This is a genomic window from Bacillus sp. mrc49 (assembly GCF_002803435.1).
In genome coordinates, this window is sequence record NZ_PHNG01000783.1 from 13618 (window position 1) to 33016 (window position 19399).

Sequence of the window (19399 nt, forward strand, 5' to 3'; positions counted from 1 at the left end):
TTTCCTTATATATTCGTTATACTTTTGTCGGGGTATGTAAAAAGAAAATGATCAAAAATTTTTTATTCTTACTACTAATGGGGTATATATATTCAGTAAAAATTTCAAAGGTTCATTTGGGAGAATCCTAGAGTGGAATAGTTGTTTTCTACAAGTGGAACGATTATCAAATTTTTCAAAGAGATCTAATAAAGGGGAAAATCATATGAAGAATTTAGTCATACTTGGTGGTGGGTATGGTGGTATGCGTATGCTGCAAAGATTGTTGCCTAATCAGCTTCCTGAAAATGTAAGCATCACGCTTATCGACCGCAATCCTTACCACTGCTTAAAAACGGAATATTACGCTTTAGCAGCAGGCACCATTCCTGATCAGCACATCCGTGTTGCATTTCCTGAACATCCTCGCTTGAAGAACGTATACGGAGAAGTACTTTCCATCGATATGGAAAACAAACAAGTCATAATAGAAAATCAAGAACCTGTCGTTTATGATGATTTAGTCATTGGCCTTGGCTGTGAAGATAAATACCACGATATTCCTGGTGCAGACACACATACGTATAGTATCCAAACGATTGATAAATCACGCCGCACATATTCAGCTTTGAATAATTTAGGTGCTGGTGCAACCGTGTCCATCGTGGGCGGCGGACTCAGCGGTGTAGAGCTGGCCAGTGAACTGATCGAAAGCCGTTCGGATTTAAACGTTAAGCTATTCGACCGCGGACCGCATATTCTTTCAGCTTTCCCAGAAAGATTAAGCACGTTTGTCGAATCTTGGTTTGATAAACATACAATCGAAATCGTCCATCATTCTAATATCACCAAAGTTGAACCAAACCTGCTTTATAATGGCGACGAAGCTGTCCAAAGTGACGTCATCGTCTGGACTGCTGGAATTCAGCCAAGCAAGATCATCCGTGATATGGATATTGAAAAGGATCGTCAAGGAAGAGCCGTCCTTACTCCTCAGCATTTCCTTCCAACTAATGATAGCATCTTTGTCGTCGGCGACTGTGCAAGCCTGCCGCATGCACCAAGTGCTCAATTAGCGGAGTCCCAAGCTGAGCAAATCGTCCAAGTCCTTGTGAAGAAATGGGCAAATGAACCGCTTCCTGAAAGTTTCCCTGCCATGAAACTAAAAGGGACATTAGGTTCTCTTGGGAAAAAACAAGGGTTCGGCCTTGTAGCGAATCGCCCGATCACCGGAAGAGTGGCGCGCCTCATGAAATCAGGCATCCTCTGGATGTATAAATATCATAACGGTTAATCTTATCAAAAACTGGCCCAAGAGCTGCGTACAGCTCGCCTCATGGGTCAGTTTTTTCATTGCTTCCATTATATATCACAATTGCACCTTATATCCATATTTCTCCATCGCTTCCACCACTTTTTTTAGACGTACATTTCCTTCCGCGATGATTTCATCTTCGATGAGGACAAGCGGATAGAATAAATCTTCTTCGATCATTTTTGCGGCAAAGCTCTTTTGTTTCAGCTCTTCAGGAGGATTATACAAATCGATATAGGAGATCTTGAAGTCTTGGTCTGGAAACTTCCTCGTTAAAGCGGCTTCAAGCCATTCACATGTATCTTTTGAAGAGGGCAGATTGACACAGCTCGCACAAATTTGCTCCGCACCATACACCTCTATTTCAATGTCTTTCTTTACCATACTCTTCCTCCTTCTTTCCAGTATATTTGCTGCATCTTGATTACATTATAAGAACATTCACCTTTTTCCATCGTACATATATAATATAGATTATATTTCCGCAAAGTTACAGTTGGATTTTTTACTACCTTCGCATTATAATATGATTAGGAAAGGAGTCGATTGCAATGTCTAACCAAACAATGGAAGTCCAAGTTCAAGATGTTCTAGATAAGCTTCGTCCGTTTCTTCTTCGCGATGGCGGTGACTGTGAACTAGTCGACGTAGAAGATGGAATTGTAAAATTACGATTACTGGGAGCCTGCGGAAGCTGTCCAAGTTCGACCATTACGCTAAAAGCGGGGATTGAACGCGCCCTTCTTGAAGAAGTTCCAGGTGTAGTGGAAGTTGAACAGGTATTCTAATATCCCTTTAAATAACATGCGACGTATGGATTGAAGCATCACTAATACGTTCAATTAAATTCATGCAGACAGGCACCTTGCCTGGACTGTTATAGAAAAATAAAGCTGACTCGGCTTATGCCTTATCAATGGATTGATACGGCTCGACACGGGTCAGCTTTTTTTTGTCACATCATTCAATAGCTTACGGTTACAAAAATTCCAAGCCTTCTTTTTCCTGCTCCGAGAGGATTGCGGTATGACTGCCATCATTATCGATTTCCAACTCTTTCACCACATATTCCGGGAACTCCAGCTTCAATGCCGTGAGCACTGCTGCTGAATTTTCTTTGGATGTTAAGCTTAAAACGGTCGGTCCTGCACCGCTTAGTGCTGTCCCAAATCCGCCTTCCTGAAGAACAACCTCTTCGATATGGGCTAGATGAGGAACCAGCTCTGCTCTATAGGGCTGATGGAAACGATCGCTTTGCATCATTTCGCCAACAAGCTTCCAATCCTTCGTCATGACGCCGGCAAGGAACACATTGGCAGCCGCACTTCCGGCTATCGCATCTTTATAAGGCAGCGATGCGGGAAGGACATTTCTAGAATCCTCAGTCAGCAATTCGAAATCGGGAATGACAGCAATCACCTTAACTCCCTCGATTGGAAACGAAACGACATCCGTCTTTTGCTGTGTATGCAGGCCGACAACCAAGCCGCCATATACGGATGCTCCGGCATTATCGGGATGCCCTTCAAAAAGGGAAGCATGTCGATTCTTTTCATCATCGGTCAATTGGAGCTCAGCTACGATGTTTGCCAATTCGATGCCGGCCACAATGGCAGAGGCACTGCTCCCCAGACCTCTTGCCAATGGGATTTCGCTGGAGACGAAAAGCCGGCATGGAGACAGCTCCTTCCCATATGCGGCAGCCGTTTTCTTGGCAATTTGAATGATATAATTTCGATCGTCCCTTGGAAAAACAGACATCTCTTCTGAAAGCGGGATGATTTCCCAATGATCTGATGAAGATCCGTGTATTTCCAAGTAAAGCCCCAGCGCCAGACCGATGGAATCGAATCCCGGTCCCAAGTTGGCCGTACTTGCCGGTACACGGATCAAGAACATCTCTGATTCTGCGCTCATGCCTGCTTCACACCTTGCAAATGCTCTAAAATGACTTCTTCATCCATTGGCAGCAACGTCGGTTGAATCGTGCTTGTATCGACTGCCACATTCGGATCCTTCAGCCCATTCCCTGTCAGTACCGCAACGATTTTACTTCCTTTTTTGATTTCACCGCTTTTTAACTGTTTATAGATCCCAGCGATGGAAGCGCACGACGCCGGTTCTGCAAAGACACCTTCTTTTTTGGCCAGGAAATGATAGGCTTCGAGAATTTCTTCGTCCGTCACCTCATCGATTTTACCTTTGGATTCTTCTGCAGCTTCGACCGCAAAGTCCCAGCTTGCAGGATTACCGATTCTGATCGCCGTTGCAATCGTTTCGGGGTTCTCGATGATGCTATCCCTGACAATCGCAGCTGCTCCTTCCGCTTCGAAGCCCCTCATTTCAGGAAGGCCCGTTTGTTTCGCTTCATTATACTCCTTAAAGCCTTTCCAGTACGCCGTTATATTCCCTGCATTTCCGACTGGAAGCGCCAATATATCCGGCGCTGAGCCAAGCGCGTCACAAATTTCAAAGGCTGCCGTCTTCTGCCCTTCGATCCGGAACGGGTTGACCGAATTCACAAGCGTTATCGGTGAGCTCTCACTAAGCGAACGGACGATTTTCAAAGCGTGGTCGAAGTTTCCTTCAATCGAAATGATTTCCGCTCCGTACATAACGGCTTGGGCAAGCTTGCCCATGGCTATTTTCCCCTCGGGGATGACCACGATGCAGCGAAGGTTGGCGCGGGCGGCATAGGCGGCTGCAGCGGCTGACGTATTGCCAGTCGAGGCGCAGATGATCGTATCGCTGCCAGCCTCGATGGCTTTGGCGACAGCCATCACCATTCCACGGTCCTTAAACGAACCCGTGGGATTCGCTCCTTCATATTTGACATGCAGGTCGATGCCCCACTCTTCGGATAAGCGATCCAGTCTTATTAAAGGCGTATTTCCTTCCAAAAGGGATAGTGCGGGTGTGTTTTCATTAACAGGTAAAAAATCCTTATACGTGCTTATCAGTCCTTGCCAGCTCATTTATTGTCCTCTCCTTCAACTCTATATGTGCTTTTCACTTCACGTACCATATTGTAGTCATGCAGTTTCTGTTTTATTTGCTCAAATGCGGCCAAAGTGGCCGTATGCGTCACCAATACGATTTCAGAGGATTCCTTTTCATCAAGCGGCAATTGAAGGATTTTGTCGAACCCCACCCCATGCTCTGCGAATAAATTCGTAATTCTGGCTAACACGCCCACTTCATCCTGGACATGTAATCGAAGGAAGAACTTCGCGAAAATCTCCGTGGCATCTTTTAATTGCTTCGGGTACTGTGGTGAAACGGCACTGCGCCCATTCACCCCAAGCCTCATATTCTTGATGACCGTCACCATATCCGAGACGACGGCAGTGGCAGTCGGGAGACTCCCCGCTCCTGGTCCGTAAAACATCGTTTCCCCTACAGCCTCGCCATACACATAGACTGCATTATATTCGTTGTTTACCGAGGCCAATGGGTGTGCTTCCGGAAGCAGTGCCGGTTGGACGCTCACTTCCACCCTTTCCCCAGCCCTTGAGGCTACACCGATCAATTTCATTGTATATCCAAGCTTTTTGCTATATTTCAAATCCTCTTCGGATATCTCGGTGATTCCCTGTACCTCCACATCATTCAAGCCGATGTTCATCGAGAATCCGAGTGTGGATAGTATCGCCATTTTACGGGCGGCATCCAATCCCCCTACATCAGCTGTCGGATCGGCTTCGGCAAATCCGAGCTCCTGGGCTTCCTTCAATACGTCATCATAAGCTCTGCCTTCTTTGCTCATTTTCGTTAAGATGAAGTTCGTCGTTCCATTGACGATCCCCATCATTTTCGTGATCCGGTCCGAAGATAACCCGTCTACAAGTCCTCGTAAAATCGGGATTCCCCCGGCAACGCTTGCTTCATAGAATAAATCACATTGATTCTCAGTGGCCAATTCCAGCAGTTCCGGTCCGTATAAGGCCATTAAGTCCTTATTGGCCGTGACGATATGCTTTTTATTTTTTATCGCTTTTGTCAGATAACCGCGTGTTTCCTCAATTCCACCCATAACCTCGATCACGACATCGATTTCGGGATTGGAAAGGATATCCTCGGGATTTTCCGTAAGCATGCCTTTATCAATCTCGACAAGCCGCTCCTTGGTCGTATCTTTGACTAGTATCTTCTTGATGGATATGGAACAGCCCACTTGATGCATCAGCTTGTCCTGATGGCTTTCAATGATTTGCACGACTCCTGATCCGACTGTACCTAACCCCAATAAACCGATCGAGATGACTTTCATATTTGGCTCCCCCTTAGAAACTGTTTATCTACAGAAAACATTTGTATTTGTATAGTAGACATTATAAGTTCAATTCTCATAATTATCAATAGTTAGAAAAAAAGCATTGCCGAACTTTTAGGATTCAACCCTTGATGCAGTAAGCACGGATGTGGTGAATATTTTTAACGGAAAACCCTTTCCCCCATTGCTACTTAACGGGTTTCAATGATTCCTCCGTACCCATGATGATGTGTGGCTTTTGCGCGGGGTCCAGCCATTTCAGCAAATCGAGGACGTTCTTTTCCGCAGTTGCCACGCAGCCAGCAGTCGGCTTCGTTTCCCCTCGCCAAACATGAAGGAAGATTGCACTGCCTTTTCCTTTCACGATGGGATTCGTATTATAATTGATGACCGCCCCATACTTATAAAGTTCATGATTCATCTTTTCAAAAGACTTCCACTTTTGATCAGGGTCCCCCTTATAGGTCTTCCACTTGTTATAATCCTGGGATGATTGATCATCTATCCAATAGTCGTATTTCGTCGTTTTCCTATAGCCCATCTTTAGGCCGTCCGGCTTCGTTTCGCTTCCGAACGCCGTCCCGAATGAGTAGATTCCTACCGGGGATTTCCCATCCCCCTCCTTCTTGCTCTTCGTGAAGCCTTTTTTCCCGATGACGCCCTTCATCTTATTCAAGGTCCGTCGCCACTCGCCGTCTTTTTTTTCATATGGCTGGATTGAAACCTTCACATCACCCATCGATTTAGCCGTCACGGATACAACCTGGTTGACTCCTTTTCTCGTATCGAACTTCTTCAGCAGGGATTTTTCACCGGTGCTGAAAACCTCCCTTGCATTCTTCATGCTGATATAGGCGGTCTTATTCGCGTGACAAACTTTATACCAGCTTCCGGTTCTGCCACTGACCGATAATTCATCATTTTTCTTGTACGTTTTTAAGGTTTTACTTGAAGCGGAATCCTTTTCTTTCACATCAGCAGCCGTCTTCATGACGATTTTGAATCGTGGCGCTTCACAGCCCGTTTTCGTTTCAGCCTGCGCAGGCAAGGTCACTTGAAGGCCCAACAGAAGTAAAAGGCCTGCCATCATCACTTTTTTCATCGACTCTTCCTTTCCCATCTTGGTTGAATTCGCGGATAAAATCAAACTATTCAAAAAAATCTTGTTATCATCATAACATAGTCAATCTGGATGAATCATATTTCTTTCCAGTTTTCAGCTAAATCCAATCAATTTTAGGCAAATCATATTGTTTGGCCGGGACTTCGGCCAAATCATAAAAGTGTTTAAGGAATGATTCATATTGCTGGGATGATTTCGTGATTTGTGCGATTTTATCTTCCAGCTCATTCGATCTTGCTTCCGTTGTCTTGGAGAAATATTCTTCTACCGTTTCGAAATAATGAATCGGAAATAGCATTCTCGAATATAACAATCGTGCCGAAAAACTAGAGAACGGTTCAATGGTTTGATATTCGTGAAAAAAGCGGCCGATGCCTCGCTGGTGCGTATGCACATTCGTAAAGTAGTGTTCCCTCACCCATTCTGCCACATCCCTCGTACCGTGATCGAATACCCAATCAAACGGATTTTTCACCCATTTATTACTTTTCCAAGTATCATGCAAAAAACGTTCGTAACAAACCGTGCCGCTATCGACAATTTGCGGCGTATCATCAATTTCCGTGTCGACCAAATATTGAATCGCATTTTCACCTAGCACCATATAATAGGGAAAGGTTTCTATAAATAATTTTTCAAACTGGTTATCGGGATGGGCTGTCAGCTTATCCCTCCAAATCCGTTCCAGTTGATCGATCCTTTTCTCCCAGAGCTCTTTCCATTTACCGATTCTCGAGCAGGCGGAAATCGTTTCATTAATTCCCCTCCCTCGCTGATGGAATCTTGCCAGTCGTCTTCCTGGATTGAAATTTTTCGGACCATCCAACGCCTGGTTGCCAAGAAGGATGAATAATTGTTCATCGGCTTCCGAAACATAACTGCCATGATTGGCCAAGACGAACGCCGAAACGTGACGATCTCCTTGGGAAATCATATGTTGTGACATTTTATGGCGTTCGACCAATTCCTCCTGCTCCATATTCTCTATTGGAACGATGCTGTAAAACATGTTCCCTGACCGAAAGCTCGGAAACCGGCTATTAGCCTCTTCCCGCTCCACTTGGATTCCGTAATTATTGAAAATGATTTCTTCTATCATGGAATGGCCCCCTTCATTGAATGGATATAATAGAAATAGTGGACATCATATACTTATATATATATGTGGAATAACCCGTTTTCTGAATGATTATCGAAACCTTTTGGAAAAACGAAGCACTTCCTGGATTCACACTAGAACTTATCCCTAATAATATAGAGAAATGGGTGATGACATGGCTAATATCGAACAATCAATGTCTGAAAAAACAGCTCGCAGATGGCTAAGTGAACGAGGAGTTAAATTGGAGGATATCGCGGAGCTTGTCATGTATTTACAATCTAGCTATCATGAAAATCTCCAAATGTCCGATTGCCTTCACAATGTCGAACGGGTCCTTTCAAAACGAGAGGTCCAGAATGCCATCCTGACCGGCATCCAGCTGGATATACTGGCTGAGAAAAAATTACTTGAGGAACCTTTACAGAGCATCATTGAAATAGATGAAGGGCTATATGGAGTCGACGAGATATTGGCCTTATCGATCGTCAATGTTTACGGATCGATCGGCTTTACCAATTATGGTTTCATCGATAAACAAAAACCGGGTATCCTAAAATATTTAAATGATAAAAGCACAGGCAAGGTCAACACCTTTTTAGATGATATCGTCGGGGCCATCGCCGCTGCCGCTTCGAGCCGGCTTGCCCATCGAACCAAGAATGTAGAATGATCAGGCAACACGGACAAAAAAAACCAGGGCTGCCAAGGGCAGACCTGGTTTTTTTCATTCGAAGTGCCAGAGGTCGAGGGTGTTGACCACATAGGTTGGCTGCTGCTCATATTCCTTCAGGCGTTCAGCATTCGTCACGCCAGTATGGACAAGCAAGGTATCGATGCCAGCATTGATGCCGGCCATGATATCCGTATCATAATTATCTCCGACCATGATCGTATCTTCTTTAGGTACCCCTAAAACTTGGAGCGCTTGCTCGACGATGACCGATTCAGGCTTACCGATGAAAATCGGCTGTACCTGGGTCGAAACGGAAACCACGGATGTCAACGCACCATTCCCGGGTAAGAGGCCTTGTTCGGTAGGAATGGCGATATCCCCATTGGTCGAGATGAAGACAGCGCCATTCCGGACTGCCAGGCAGGCCTTTGAGAGCTTCTCATAGTTGACGCCGCGGTCGATGCCCATCACGAGGAAGTCGGGATTGTCATCGACCAGCTCCATTCCTTTTTCCTTGATGGCCTCGATGATCCCTTCTTCACCCACTACATACACGGAAGCGTCTTTTTTTTGTTGGGCTATGTAATTCGCAGTCGCCATGCTTGTCGTGAAAACTTGATCATCTTCCGTTGCAATCCCGATGCTCCTCAATTTATCAGCAACCTGTGCCGGGGTCCGGGACGAGTTGTTCGTTACGAATAGGTAAGGGATCTCCCTTTTCCTAAGGTCATTGATGAACCCGGCCGCCTCCGCAATTTGTTCCGTCCCGCGATACATCGTGCCATCTAAGTCAATTAAATATCCTTTATACGCCTTCATTTCGTTCGCCTTCCTAACACTGCTAGTTTTTAAAAGCTGATACAGGTCCCAATTCATTCGTTAAATAGTCCCTCACTGAATCAGGGAATGACTTGAATGCCTCGATGTTTTCCTTGAATACGGAATGCAGCTCTTGGTGATCGACTTCGATGAAATCCTGAACCAGCATTTTCCTTAATGGCAGCGCTTTTTTAAATTGCAGCGCTTTATCCTCCGAAATGACTTTTTCATCATGGAGGATATCGATAATATCATCATAGCTGCCTGGGTCGCGCATGATGAAACCATCAATTATCGCATTTCCTGCATCAAGCACCGAATCGATGGAAGTATGTACCAGCCTTTCTGCGATAAGCTCCGAATGGTCTCCATTCCAATTATCCAGCCCTTCAAAAAGTCCAAGCTGCTTTTCAAGAAAAACCAATATTTGTTCAATCTTTTGACGGTCTACAAAGTACATTTTTTCCAGATCCTTTCTGATCTAAGGTGATATGGGGATCATTGCTATAATTGAATGGCAAGCCTGGTCATATCCCTATGCCAAACCAGCCTCATTACTTGATGATACCATAGCTTCTCCCACACTCTCAATTCCTTCAGCCCCATTCCCTACAACGTATCGCGGATGAGCACTCTTTTCATGGATGGACCACTGGATAACGCGCATGATGTACCTTTGTATTCTTAACATAAATCCCTTGAACCATGCTGGTGATCCCGCCTTGTCCCACGCAAGGCAACATGAAATCCAAAATGAAAATGACTGTTCCCCTATTAAAGTCGCTTTGTTATGATGTAACTACAAATAAATAACAAGGGGATGATACTATGGAAGATCGTTTTTATTTATACAACGATGTCGTTGATTCAAAAACCCGGTTCATCAGTTTCATGGGAGAGGAATCAAGGTACGATTTGGCGATCACGACAACCGATCGGTTTTATGGAAAAAAACTCGTGCTGAATATGCAGAGTAACCGTTTCGCCATCATTGGACCGGATGATTTAGAAGAGGAAGGCTACCTTGAGCATGCCTTTCAGCTGTCAGAAGCGGAGGCGGAAGAACTAAGTCACTTTTTAATGGAAATTGTCTAAAAAGCTGAAGTTTTCTTCCCGAAGGGGAAACCTACTGAATGTACGATTACATGAGGGGGGATTACTTTGGACAAAGAAGAGTACCATGACTTCTCCAATGTCGAAAAGCAGCGGGATTATCTGATTCCTGAAGAATTTCCCGAAGGACCTTTTGGATCACCCATAGCAAAAGATGAACCAGTTGAGAATAAAAACACACCATGGCAGGAAGGGCAACGGTACCAAAGTGCCTTCAATTATGAAAACAAATCGCTGCACGAAGATCTGCCACGAAAATACCCTGGTGCTCATCCGACACATGATGATCCTGAAAAAGATGAACAGCCGCCTTATAAAGGGTACGGAAGCTCATGACTTGGAAGGCCAGAGCATTTCTGGCCTTTTTTATTTCTTGATTTTTTTCGCGACGAAATACGGGCAGCCAAAATTACAGTATTCATATAAATATTCACTAAGTGTGCTGATTTTCGTGTCAAAGGTCGCTTTCTGATTCGTATCATCAAAAAAGCCCCGCAGCCTTAATTGACCATAGCCCCAGTCCCCCACAATATAATCATACTTCGTTAAAATCTCACTGTACCTGGCTTTAAAGGCTTCTTCGTTATAGCCTTCCCTTTCATCCTCGATTATTTCATAGGTCAGGTTATTGATGGTAATCATTGCTTTCACCTCTCATTCATACATTCTTTCTTTAAATTATAACTGATTCCCCATCAATTACTAAGCGAAATATAGAGAAATATGTCCATCCTAAGGTTACGGGGGTGTTATTGATGAAAAAGACAATCATGACGTTAGGTTTAAGCTCGATCATTGCACTGACGGGATGCTCCGATAAACAAGAGCAAGGACTCGGTGCAAAGAACCATGCAGGCAACCCGACAAATGTAAATAATCCCACTCAGTACTATGACGAGGATTATCGGAACCATGATAATAAAAGCGATGATTTTGGCTTTACCCGGACAAATAAGACGACCATTAATGGGCGCAATGTTTCCAACAAAACCGCTTCCATTGATCGTGAACAACTTTCTGATGTCATTTCCAAGCTCAGTGTACAGATTCCGAATGTCAATGATGTATCCACCCTTGTGACCGATGAGGAGGTTCTCGTCGTTTATGATACGGATACCAAGGATAGAACGGATACCGCCGACCAAGTGAAGCGCACTGCCATGTCCGTCGTCCCTCGTTATTATCATGTATATGTTAGTGATGATCCCACCCTTGCCCAAAATGTCGAGAATTTCGCTACCTTGAAATCAGGCAGCAGAGGCATTGACTATACGATTGAACAGACCATCAAAAGCATGCTCAAGTCACCACAAGGATACAAGATGAGTGACGTGGAAAATGAAAACGGGGAAATGATCAACGATAAAAGAGATCATCATGATAACATCAAGCAAAAGATGGACAATCTCTAATCGGTAATAAGGCAATAAAATGAAAGGACCGAAAATATTTCGGTCCTTTCGTTCGTTCTATTTCAATAGTTCTTCGCCTTTGCTTTGCTTATGTTTTGCCGCTGCATTGACCTGTTCATCCGCATGATAGGAAGAACGGACAAGCGGACCGGATTCGCAGTGGCTGAAGCCTTTTTCCAAAGCGCGGTCTTTTAATTCAGAAAACTCCTCGGGCGTGTAGTATTTAAGAACCTTTAAATGCTTTTTGGTCGGCTGCAGATACTGGCCGATCGTCATGATATCGACGTTATTCGCCCTTAGGTCATCCATCGTTTCAAGGATTTCCTCCCGTGTTTCGCCTAGACCGACCATCAAGCTGGATTTTGTCGGGATTTCCGGATACAGCTCCTTGGCCCTTCTTAACAGCTCCAATGAACGCTCGTATTTCGCCTGCGCCCGCACACGGTCAGATAAGCTTCTGACGGTCTCTATATTATGGTTGAGGATATCTGGCTTGGCATCCATCAAAATTTTGATGTTTTCATGCACCCCGCCCATATCAGATGGCAATACCTCAATGGAAGTGAATGGATTTTTACGGCGGATGGCACGAACCGTTTCAGCAAACACCTCGGCGCCCCCATCCTTTAAATCATCACGGGCGACAGCTGTAATGACCACATGTTTTAAATTCATTAACACAACGGAATCAGCTACGCGCTCAGGTTCAGCCCAGTCCAGTTCATTGGGACGTCCGGTTGTAACCGCACAGAAACGGCAAGCCCTTGTACATATTTCCCCTAAGATCATGAAGGTCGCCGTTCTTCTTACTGCCCAGCATTCGTGGATATTCGGGCATTTCGCTTCCTCACATACCGTATGGAGATTTTTCTCTCGCATCATATTTTTCAAACCAAGGTAATTTTCATTAGTATTAAGCTTTATTTTTAACCAATCTGGTTTTCGAAGAATTTCTTTATTTGTAGAAGACACGGAAATGTCACTCCATTCTATAGAAATTAACACACCCTACTTTAACAATAAAAATACATTTATACAAGTTATAGTTGGATTCCCATTATTTATTTTTCATGTTTGAAGCTAAATCAGCAAAACTATAAAAGATGGACGGACTGATGTTTTTATAAATACGGATAGTGTCATGAAAGGAGCTGCCCCGTTGAAAAGATTATTCTTCCTTACCCTTGCTTGTTTGTTCATTTTGAAAGGTCCAAGCCAAGTGGCTAATGCTGCCGTCGATATCCCTGAAGCATATGCAGGGAGGATGGAGCTATATAAAAATATGGAGGCGACACTCCAGATTCCATGGTATTATCTCGCTGGAGCCGATCAATACGAACATAGCATACGGCTTGCACGGCCGGATCTGGAGCCGGCGAAAGGGTTGATAGGCCTCAATATCGAGCCTTCAAAATGGAGAGGCGTCCTAAACCCGAACTTAAATGATGTAAACCCGCTCACGATCACCTTTTTTGATGGTTTGGGCGTGGATGGTAATGGTGATGGCAAGGCGGATATCATGAATGATACGGACCGTTTATATGCGTTTTCCAAGCACCTCCGGAATTATGGCACCGATGAAGATAATATCAGGATCGCCCTTTGGGATTATTATAAACGGGACAAGGCCGTCAGCATCATCATGGGCAATGCAGAAATCTACAAAAAATATGGCCGACTGGATTTACAGGAAAAAGCCTTCCCGGTCCCTGTTCGAACTCATTATACGTATTTGAATACATGGGGGAGCGCTCGCGGATGGGGAGGCAGGAGGATTCACGAGGGCACTGACATCTTTGCAGATTATAGCCTGCCGGTTCGGTCGACCAGTTATGGAATCATTGAAATGAAAGGCTGGAACAAATTCGGCGGATGGCGGATAGGGATACGGGATTTAAATAATACGTATCATTATTTTGCCCATTTAAGCGGGTTTACCGAAGGGCTGAAGGTTGGGCATATTGTCGAGCCAGGACAAGTCATCGGAGGAGTGGGCAGTACAGGTTATGGCCCTCCAGGAACATCAGGTAAATTCCCTCCGCATCTCCATTATGGAATGTACAAAGATAACGGCCGCACGGAATGGAGCTTTGACCCTTACCCATACTTAAAAATGTGGGAAAGGAAAGATTTAGCCAAAAAGCAAAACTGAGCAGCGAGGAATTTTGCGCTGCTTTTTTTCGATTTCAACATATTCCCCTGAAGCTAACGCATAGGTATTAGTAAAGGGGGCTAAAGCGTGTTCCGAAAAAGATTTCGCCCAATGAAATTCCGAAAAAAGGGGCCTCTCCCCACCCGTAAAGTTTTTCTTTATTCCTTCATCCTTTTCATCCTATCAAGCATCATGACACTTTGGTACGTCGATAAAACCATCGAACCTGTAATCATGAATGTCGCCGAAAATGAAATCAAACGGATTGCCACGGAAACGATCCATGAATCGGTCGATGAGAATATCTCCAAGATTGATATGAAGGAAATCATCACCAACAATAAGGGGACTGAGGGTACCAGTTCTTCCTATAGCTTCAATCCAGTCATATACAGTGAGTTGCGCGCCAACATCACGAAAGACATTCAAAGGAAGCTTGGCATCAAACAGGGAAACCCTTTTAAAACGGGTTCAGCTAAAATAAATGACGAACAATATAAAAGCGTGGTCTATTATATACCTTTAGGCGTCGTTACCGGAAATAACCTCCTCTCCAACTATGGACCTGAAATTCCAGTGAAAATGTCAGTGATCGGCAATGTTGAATCGGACCTAAGAACAAAACTGACGAACGCGGGCATTAATAATGTCTATTATGAATTGATCGTGGATTTTGATGTCAACATCCAAATCGTCATCCCTTCTTTCACCAAAGAGACCAAGGTAAGCCAGGAAGTGACAGTCGGCAGCTTATTGATCGAAGGCGATGTACCAAGTTATTTCAGTAATGGCAACGGGGCGGTCGCGCCAGCCATCATGAAGGAAAACAAGCAATGAAAAAACGAGCCTACCCTAAAGTAAAATGTAAGCCTATAGAGTAGCCAATTTGAAGAACCCGCCTCATTGGATGCAAAGCTCAAACTCGCGAGTAACTGTACCTTAGACCGTTTCATTCCGCTACAGTCACTTAGCTTTCCAGAGGCGGTCCGACCTCTGCTTTCAAGCCTGCGGGGTCTCGCGCCTTCCGTTTCAATCCACTCTGTATGGATACGTGGATGGCAATCCAATGCCTGCAGTTTGGAGGATCTGTACTTTGACAGTCGCTTTCCACTGCACCTGAAAAATGCCGTCTGCAAAATGCAGGCAGCATGTCTTGGTAAACCAAAGGTATCTTTTATAGGGTTAGGCTGGTTCTTGTATATTCAAGCATTTCATGATCAGCAAATGCAGGTTCTTATTCATGTCCACCTCATAGGGTTCTTTGATCTGTTCCCCATTTTCCTCAAGGATCCTTATCAGGGGCCGGTCCCCTATTCCTTCATTTTGAGCGCAAACGACCCCTTTTCTCCCATCATTCAATTCTACCGATAGGCCGTTCGGGTAGATGGCGACAGCTCTGCGGAAAGCTTCAATGATCGTATTATCGAATTTTTTGCCGACTCCGGCATAAAGGACCTCCAATCCCTCATGCGGCAGCATCGCTTTACGGTAAACCCGATTGGAAGTTACGGCATCAAACACGTCCGCAACAGCAATGATCTTACAGAAATAGTGGATTTCGTCTCCTTTTATCCCGCGTGGATATCCAGAGCCATCCAACCGTTCATGGTGCTGGTAGGCACAATTGGCAACGATAAGCGAAACCGTATGAATATTCTTAATTAGATGGAATCCGTAATCGGCATGCTTCTGGATTTGTTCAAATTCCTGTTCCGTCAGCTTACCGGGCTTACGAAGGATATCCAAGGGGACAAGCATTTTACCGACATCATGCAAGATCGCTCCCAAACCAAGTATCTCCAAGTTCTTTTCATTTATATTCAATTCCATCCCGATCGCCAGCGTATATAAGGTCACATTAAAGGAATGAGTAAAGATATAATCATCGTATGTATAAACATCCGCCAGTAACGTCATTAATTCTTTATTGCTTTTCAGCTCTTTCATGATGCTGCGGACTATTTGGGTGAACTTGACGCTAGCCTGCTCAATCGTGAAAGATGCATCGAGGTTGATTTTATCCTTCATATCCTGGAACGTGGTTTCAATCGTATTAATGGCTTCTCTCCTAAGCTTCCCGGAAACTGGTGGCATTGGAATAATGTCATCCGTCCTTGGATCTTGAATGTAGACAAAGGGAATATTCAAGGAAACCAGTCGATCGATCATTTTCTGTGTTAATGTCAAACCCTCGCACAATAGGATATGGCCCCGCTCATTATGGATGTTTTTTCCGAGCCTGGCTCCAGGGCTTAAAGACTTTGTAATAGCTAGCCTCATACTTGTACTCCATTTCCCCATTCAAGATTTGGTATCAAACCGTTTCTTTCCTTTATAAGGATTATCGGAAAATATTTTCATAAATGAATCCGTTTAAAAATATTTATTGAAAAATATCCGAAAAACTTGGTGAAATAAAATAAAGGCCCCCTTCTGGATAAAAGAAAGCCTGCCTTTTTAGATCATTTTGATTAATGCCTCTTTACCGATCATTCCGGGATAGATGCCCATAGCCTCCGCTTCCCACGTTACCGATTCAAGCGGTGCATCCAAAAGTTCTTCAATCGACTTTACACCGGTGGCCCTGCCTGCCAGGATTTTACGATCACTTAATTTTTCATTTAACAGCCCCACATCCAACGCACCGCACATTATATACCCTTTTTCGGAAGCCACAGCAAGCAAGTTCGTTTTGGGAAGCCGGACAGAAATGGCTAAGAAGGTATGACTATCAAGTATTATTGGTATCATGTTAATCAAAATGGTTTCGCCCCTTTCTTCCTCATACAATATGAAAAAAAGGGCGAAACCGTGATTTAGCATTAGGCTTCTGTATATATTTTTTTCAGCTTCCATGCGAGGATATCCCTTAGGAATTCAGGCAACAGGTACTCCTTGCGATTGGAGCGCTGGATACTCGGAAAGAAATGCCCGAATGTGAACATATCCGGTATGGCCAATTTATAGGATTCATCTGGCTGCAGCTTCTCTCCATCTATCAGGATCGTCTTGACGATCCCGTTCTCGATTTCATCGAATTCAATTCGTTCATACTGCATGACTCCCATGATTTTCCCGCGAAAACCAAAGCCTTTCACCTGAAGATCAGGCCATTCCTCATCCCTGGATTGCATGAGTATTTCTTTTAATTCATTCCCATTGACTTCAACGATACAAGGATTGATGGGATGCGGACAGATTCGGTGAATATCCCCTTTGGTTACTGGCCCCTTTGGCAATCCATCAAGCAGGAGACCGGCATTCAAAAAGGTACAATCAGCCTTAGACCATTCCCTAAGCGCCTCACCGAGGATTTTCGTGAGGGTGCTCACTCTGAACCAATCATTTTCCAGCGCTTCCGGCAGGTCCACCACGACCTCGTCCAGTGTTTCGCCGCCTGCCAAGTACATGGCTTCAACCCAAGAACGTTCATCCTCCATTTCCAAGAAATCATTGGTGTCATAAAGAATCGCTTTCTTCTTGGAAATTCTTTTATCCTGATCAATGGTCATTTCGACCTGCCCTACATAAAACCCATATTTTCCTGCGCCGCATAGGAGCACATCATTGACCAGTTTCCCTTGATGAAGGATGTGATGGGTATGCGCGCCAAGGATGACATCAATCTGCGGAAAGTCCGCTGCCATCCTTTCATCGTCATGGATGCCCAAGTGTGAAAGGATGATGATGACATCCGCCTTGGTCTTAATCTCTTCAAGCTGTTCTTTTAACTCCTCGAATGGTTCAGTCAGTTCCCAGTCCATCGCGGAGTAAAACTTTTGAAAAAAGGCAGTCAAACCAATCAGTGCAATCCTCGTGCCTTTCGCCGTTGTATGTATCCAATATGGCAGCGCCCATTCCGGCCTTTGATGATTCCGGTAATAGATGTTCGCTGCCAAGACCTTGAACCTTGCATGATCGTATAAGGAATCCAACCCTTCATGAGGCAAAGTGATCCCTTCATTATTGCCGATGGTCACATATTGGTAGCCCGCTTCATTGAGCAATTCAATGTTCCCCTTACCTAAGGTGCCTTCAGTATAAGGATGCCAGCGGTCCACATGATCACCTATATCGAATATGATCGCTTCTTCACCCGTTTCTTGATGAAGCTCCCTTCTTTCCTTAAGAAACTTCTCGATACGAGGCCAATTCTCAAAATGACTATGAAGATCATTGGTGTGATATAAATGAATGATTTCCGACATCATTTCCTTCCTCCTCGCTTATCCGGTAATCCCTTGGTAAATAAGACGTAAACCAATGATTATCAGAACTATTTTCAACATATTTTCCAATGACGCGCTCTTTAGCCGCGTATTGATCCATGCCCCCCATTTCGCTCCGAACCACGCTCCCGGAATCAGGGCTAAAGCATAGGGCCAATTGATATTCCCAAGTGAAATATGGGTGATCGAATTCGTGATGGACGATAGAAATACCATGAACATGGAAGTTGCCACCGCCATATGCGGCGGGAAGAAGAAAAGCAGCATCATGACGGGAACCATCAAGGCACCCCCGCCTATTCCAAATAATCCTGAGCTGAATCCAACGACAAATGAAATCAATACCGCTGCCAACGGATGGTATCCATATGTAAACGCCTGTCCACTTTCCATTTTATGCGTTTTAACGATTTTTCCTTTTCCGGGCTTGAAAATCATCGGCTTCAAGCGGTCCTTCACCAATAAAACAATGGCCATGAATACCATGAACATTCCAAAATATAAGGAGAAGGCTTCGATATTCAGGCTTTTATTTACATAAGCCCCAATTATGCCGCCGGGGGCGCTGCCAATGAAGAAAATCAAGCCTGCCTTATAATCGACCACCTTATGCTTTACATACGCTAAAGTGGAGGATAAACCGGTGAAAATCATGATCACGGTAGAAACGCCTACCGCCACTTGTGGTGTCAATTCATCGATCATATGAGTCGATGTACCAAAATACAAAAGGGAAGGCACAATGATGATGCCGCCTCCCAGACCGACAAGAGAGCCGATTGTTCCCGCTATCAAACCAATACTTACCAATATCAACCAAACCATGTACAAATCCGCCTTTACCTTGTTGTCAGTCAAGCGCTCTTTAGCTAGCTTGTCTATCATCATCTTCATTAATTATATATCGCCGCTTAAAACAAACCAAGCTGCTTAGGAGCAAGCCCCTCATATTCAATGTCAAGCAGCTCGATCAATTGCTTGGCATTATCCGCGGCGTCTCCGCCTGAATTATTATTGAAAAGGACATATAAATCCTTGCACTGATCCTCCAACTTCCTGATATTCGCCACCCATTCAGTCAATTCACGATGATTATAACGGTATAAATACCTGACCTCCCGCCAATTGTCCCCCGCATGCTTCTTCTGCCAGCCATGCAGGTTTCGGCCATGGAAGCGTATCAAGGTTTTATCTCGATCCGTGGCCTGG

Annotated in this window: 22 protein-coding genes and 1 pseudogene; 8 read left to right on the forward strand and 15 right to left on the reverse strand. The window is 44.5% G+C overall.

Annotation, left to right across the window (positions count from 1 at the left end; genetic code table 11):
* Positions 1-205: 205 nt before the first annotated feature.
* Positions 206-1273: an NAD(P)/FAD-dependent oxidoreductase gene (locus tag CVN76_RS24485; RefSeq protein ID WP_061142434.1), complete on the forward strand. Its 1068-nt coding sequence runs from the start codon at positions 206-208 to the stop codon at positions 1271-1273.
* Between the two features lie 75 nt (positions 1274-1348).
* Here the strand turns inward: CVN76_RS24485 and CVN76_RS24490 are convergent, their stop codons facing one another.
* Entirely contained in the window at positions 1349-1678 is a 330-nt protein-coding gene (locus CVN76_RS24490) for a YuzD family protein (RefSeq protein WP_061142433.1), read from the reverse strand.
* 136 nt (positions 1679-1814) lie between these two features.
* Between CVN76_RS24490 and CVN76_RS24495 the strand changes: the two are divergent.
* Positions 1815-2082 (forward strand): annotated as a pseudogene (locus tag CVN76_RS24495) (NifU family protein); the annotation flags it as partial.
* A gap of 190 nt (positions 2083-2272) precedes the next feature.
* Here the strand turns inward: CVN76_RS24495 and thrB are convergent.
* The 5 genes from thrB to yutH form a co-directional block, all read right to left on the reverse strand.
* The gene (gene thrB, locus CVN76_RS24500; protein ID WP_100533400.1) at positions 2273-3211 is read right to left on the reverse strand and encodes a homoserine kinase; all 939 of its coding nucleotides are present in this window, start codon (positions 3209-3211) and stop codon (positions 2273-2275) included.
* Positions 3208-4269 carry a threonine synthase gene (thrC, locus tag CVN76_RS24505; protein ID WP_100533401.1) on the reverse strand — a complete coding sequence of 354 codons (1062 nt, stop codon included), beginning with the start codon at positions 4267-4269 and terminating at the stop codon, positions 3208-3210. Before thrC ends, thrB begins: the two co-directional genes overlap by 4 nt.
* Entirely contained in the window at positions 4266-5564 is a 1299-nt protein-coding gene (locus CVN76_RS24510) for a homoserine dehydrogenase (RefSeq protein ID WP_100533402.1), read from the reverse strand. Before CVN76_RS24510 ends, thrC begins: the two co-directional genes overlap by 4 nt.
* Positions 5565-5754: 190 nt before the next feature.
* Positions 5755-6669: a L,D-transpeptidase family protein gene (locus tag CVN76_RS31985; protein ID WP_232732461.1), complete on the reverse strand. Its 915-nt coding sequence runs from the start codon at positions 6667-6669 to the stop codon at positions 5755-5757.
* Between the two features lie 118 nt (positions 6670-6787).
* Positions 6788-7789 (reverse strand): spore coat putative kinase YutH, encoded by a 1002-nt coding sequence (yutH, locus tag CVN76_RS24520; protein ID WP_061142428.1) that lies wholly within the window; start codon positions 7787-7789, stop codon positions 6788-6790.
* A 175-nt stretch (positions 7790-7964) separates the two neighbouring features.
* Between yutH and CVN76_RS24525 the strand changes: the two genes are divergently transcribed.
* Positions 7965-8462 (forward strand): phosphatidylglycerophosphatase A family protein, encoded by a 498-nt coding sequence (locus CVN76_RS24525; RefSeq protein ID WP_061142427.1) that lies wholly within the window; start codon positions 7965-7967, stop codon positions 8460-8462.
* Positions 8463-8516: 54 nt separating this feature from the next.
* On the opposite strand, the gene CVN76_RS24530 is transcribed toward CVN76_RS24525, so the two are convergent.
* Together CVN76_RS24530 and CVN76_RS24535 are read right to left on the reverse strand one after the other, a co-directional pair.
* A complete protein-coding gene (locus tag CVN76_RS24530) occupies positions 8517-9284 on the reverse strand; it encodes a TIGR01457 family HAD-type hydrolase (protein WP_061142426.1) in 768 nt (255 codons plus the stop codon).
* A 22-nt stretch (positions 9285-9306) separates the two neighbouring features.
* Positions 9307-9744, reverse strand: coding sequence for a DUF86 domain-containing protein (locus tag CVN76_RS24535; protein ID WP_100533403.1), 438 nt, complete (start codon positions 9742-9744; stop codon positions 9307-9309).
* Between the two features lie 368 nt (positions 9745-10112).
* Between CVN76_RS24535 and CVN76_RS24540 the strand changes: the two genes are divergently transcribed.
* Both CVN76_RS24540 and CVN76_RS24545 read left to right on the forward strand, forming a co-directional pair.
* Complete coding sequence (locus tag CVN76_RS24540; RefSeq protein WP_061142424.1) at positions 10113-10379, forward strand: DUF3055 domain-containing protein; 267 nt, start codon at positions 10113-10115, stop codon at positions 10377-10379.
* A gap of 66 nt (positions 10380-10445) precedes the next feature.
* Positions 10446-10733: a hypothetical protein gene (locus CVN76_RS24545; protein WP_061142423.1), complete on the forward strand. Its 288-nt coding sequence runs from the start codon at positions 10446-10448 to the stop codon at positions 10731-10733.
* A 30-nt stretch (positions 10734-10763) separates the two neighbouring features.
* Here CVN76_RS24545 and CVN76_RS24550 read toward each other — a convergent pair whose 3' ends face one another.
* Entirely contained in the window at positions 10764-11039 is a 276-nt protein-coding gene (locus CVN76_RS24550; protein WP_061142422.1) for a YutD family protein, read from the reverse strand.
* Between the two features lie 113 nt (positions 11040-11152).
* Here CVN76_RS24550 and CVN76_RS24555 point away from each other — a divergent pair, with 113 nt between their 5' ends.
* Positions 11153-11809, forward strand: coding sequence for a YhcN/YlaJ family sporulation lipoprotein (locus tag CVN76_RS24555; protein WP_061142421.1), 657 nt, complete (start codon positions 11153-11155; stop codon positions 11807-11809).
* Positions 11810-11866: 57 nt separating this feature from the next.
* Here the strand turns inward: CVN76_RS24555 and lipA are convergent, their stop codons facing one another.
* Entirely contained in the window at positions 11867-12781 is a 915-nt protein-coding gene (gene lipA / locus CVN76_RS24560) for a lipoyl synthase (protein WP_061142420.1), read from the reverse strand.
* A 187-nt stretch (positions 12782-12968) separates the two neighbouring features.
* Between lipA and CVN76_RS24565 the strand changes: the two genes are divergently transcribed.
* Together CVN76_RS24565 and yunB are read left to right on the forward strand one after the other, a co-directional pair.
* Positions 12969-13961 (forward strand): M23 family metallopeptidase, encoded by a 993-nt coding sequence (locus tag CVN76_RS24565; RefSeq protein WP_442857601.1) that lies wholly within the window; start codon positions 12969-12971, stop codon positions 13959-13961.
* Between the two features lie 87 nt (positions 13962-14048).
* A complete protein-coding gene (gene yunB / locus CVN76_RS24570) occupies positions 14049-14798 on the forward strand; it encodes a sporulation protein YunB (protein ID WP_100533405.1) in 750 nt (249 codons plus the stop codon).
* 345 nt (positions 14799-15143) lie between these two features.
* Here the strand turns inward: yunB and CVN76_RS24575 are convergent, their stop codons facing one another.
* The 5 genes from CVN76_RS24575 to CVN76_RS24595 form a co-directional block, all read right to left on the reverse strand.
* Positions 15144-16241, reverse strand: coding sequence for an HD-GYP domain-containing protein (locus CVN76_RS24575; protein WP_061142417.1), 1098 nt, complete (start codon positions 16239-16241; stop codon positions 15144-15146).
* A 177-nt stretch (positions 16242-16418) separates the two neighbouring features.
* On the reverse strand, positions 16419-16721 hold the full coding sequence (locus tag CVN76_RS24580) for a YunC family protein (RefSeq protein WP_061142518.1): 303 nt from the start codon (positions 16719-16721) through the stop codon (positions 16419-16421).
* A gap of 62 nt (positions 16722-16783) precedes the next feature.
* The gene (locus CVN76_RS24585; RefSeq protein ID WP_332850675.1) at positions 16784-18172 is read right to left on the reverse strand and encodes a bifunctional metallophosphatase/5'-nucleotidase; all 1389 of its coding nucleotides are present in this window, start codon (positions 18170-18172) and stop codon (positions 16784-16786) included.
* A gap of 15 nt (positions 18173-18187) precedes the next feature.
* Entirely contained in the window at positions 18188-19015 is an 828-nt protein-coding gene (locus CVN76_RS24590; protein ID WP_100533407.1) for a sulfite exporter TauE/SafE family protein, read from the reverse strand.
* A gap of 86 nt (positions 19016-19101) precedes the next feature.
* A partial coding sequence (locus CVN76_RS24595) for a DUF72 domain-containing protein (RefSeq protein ID WP_157805787.1) occupies positions 19102-19399 on the reverse strand: 298 nt, incomplete at its 5' end.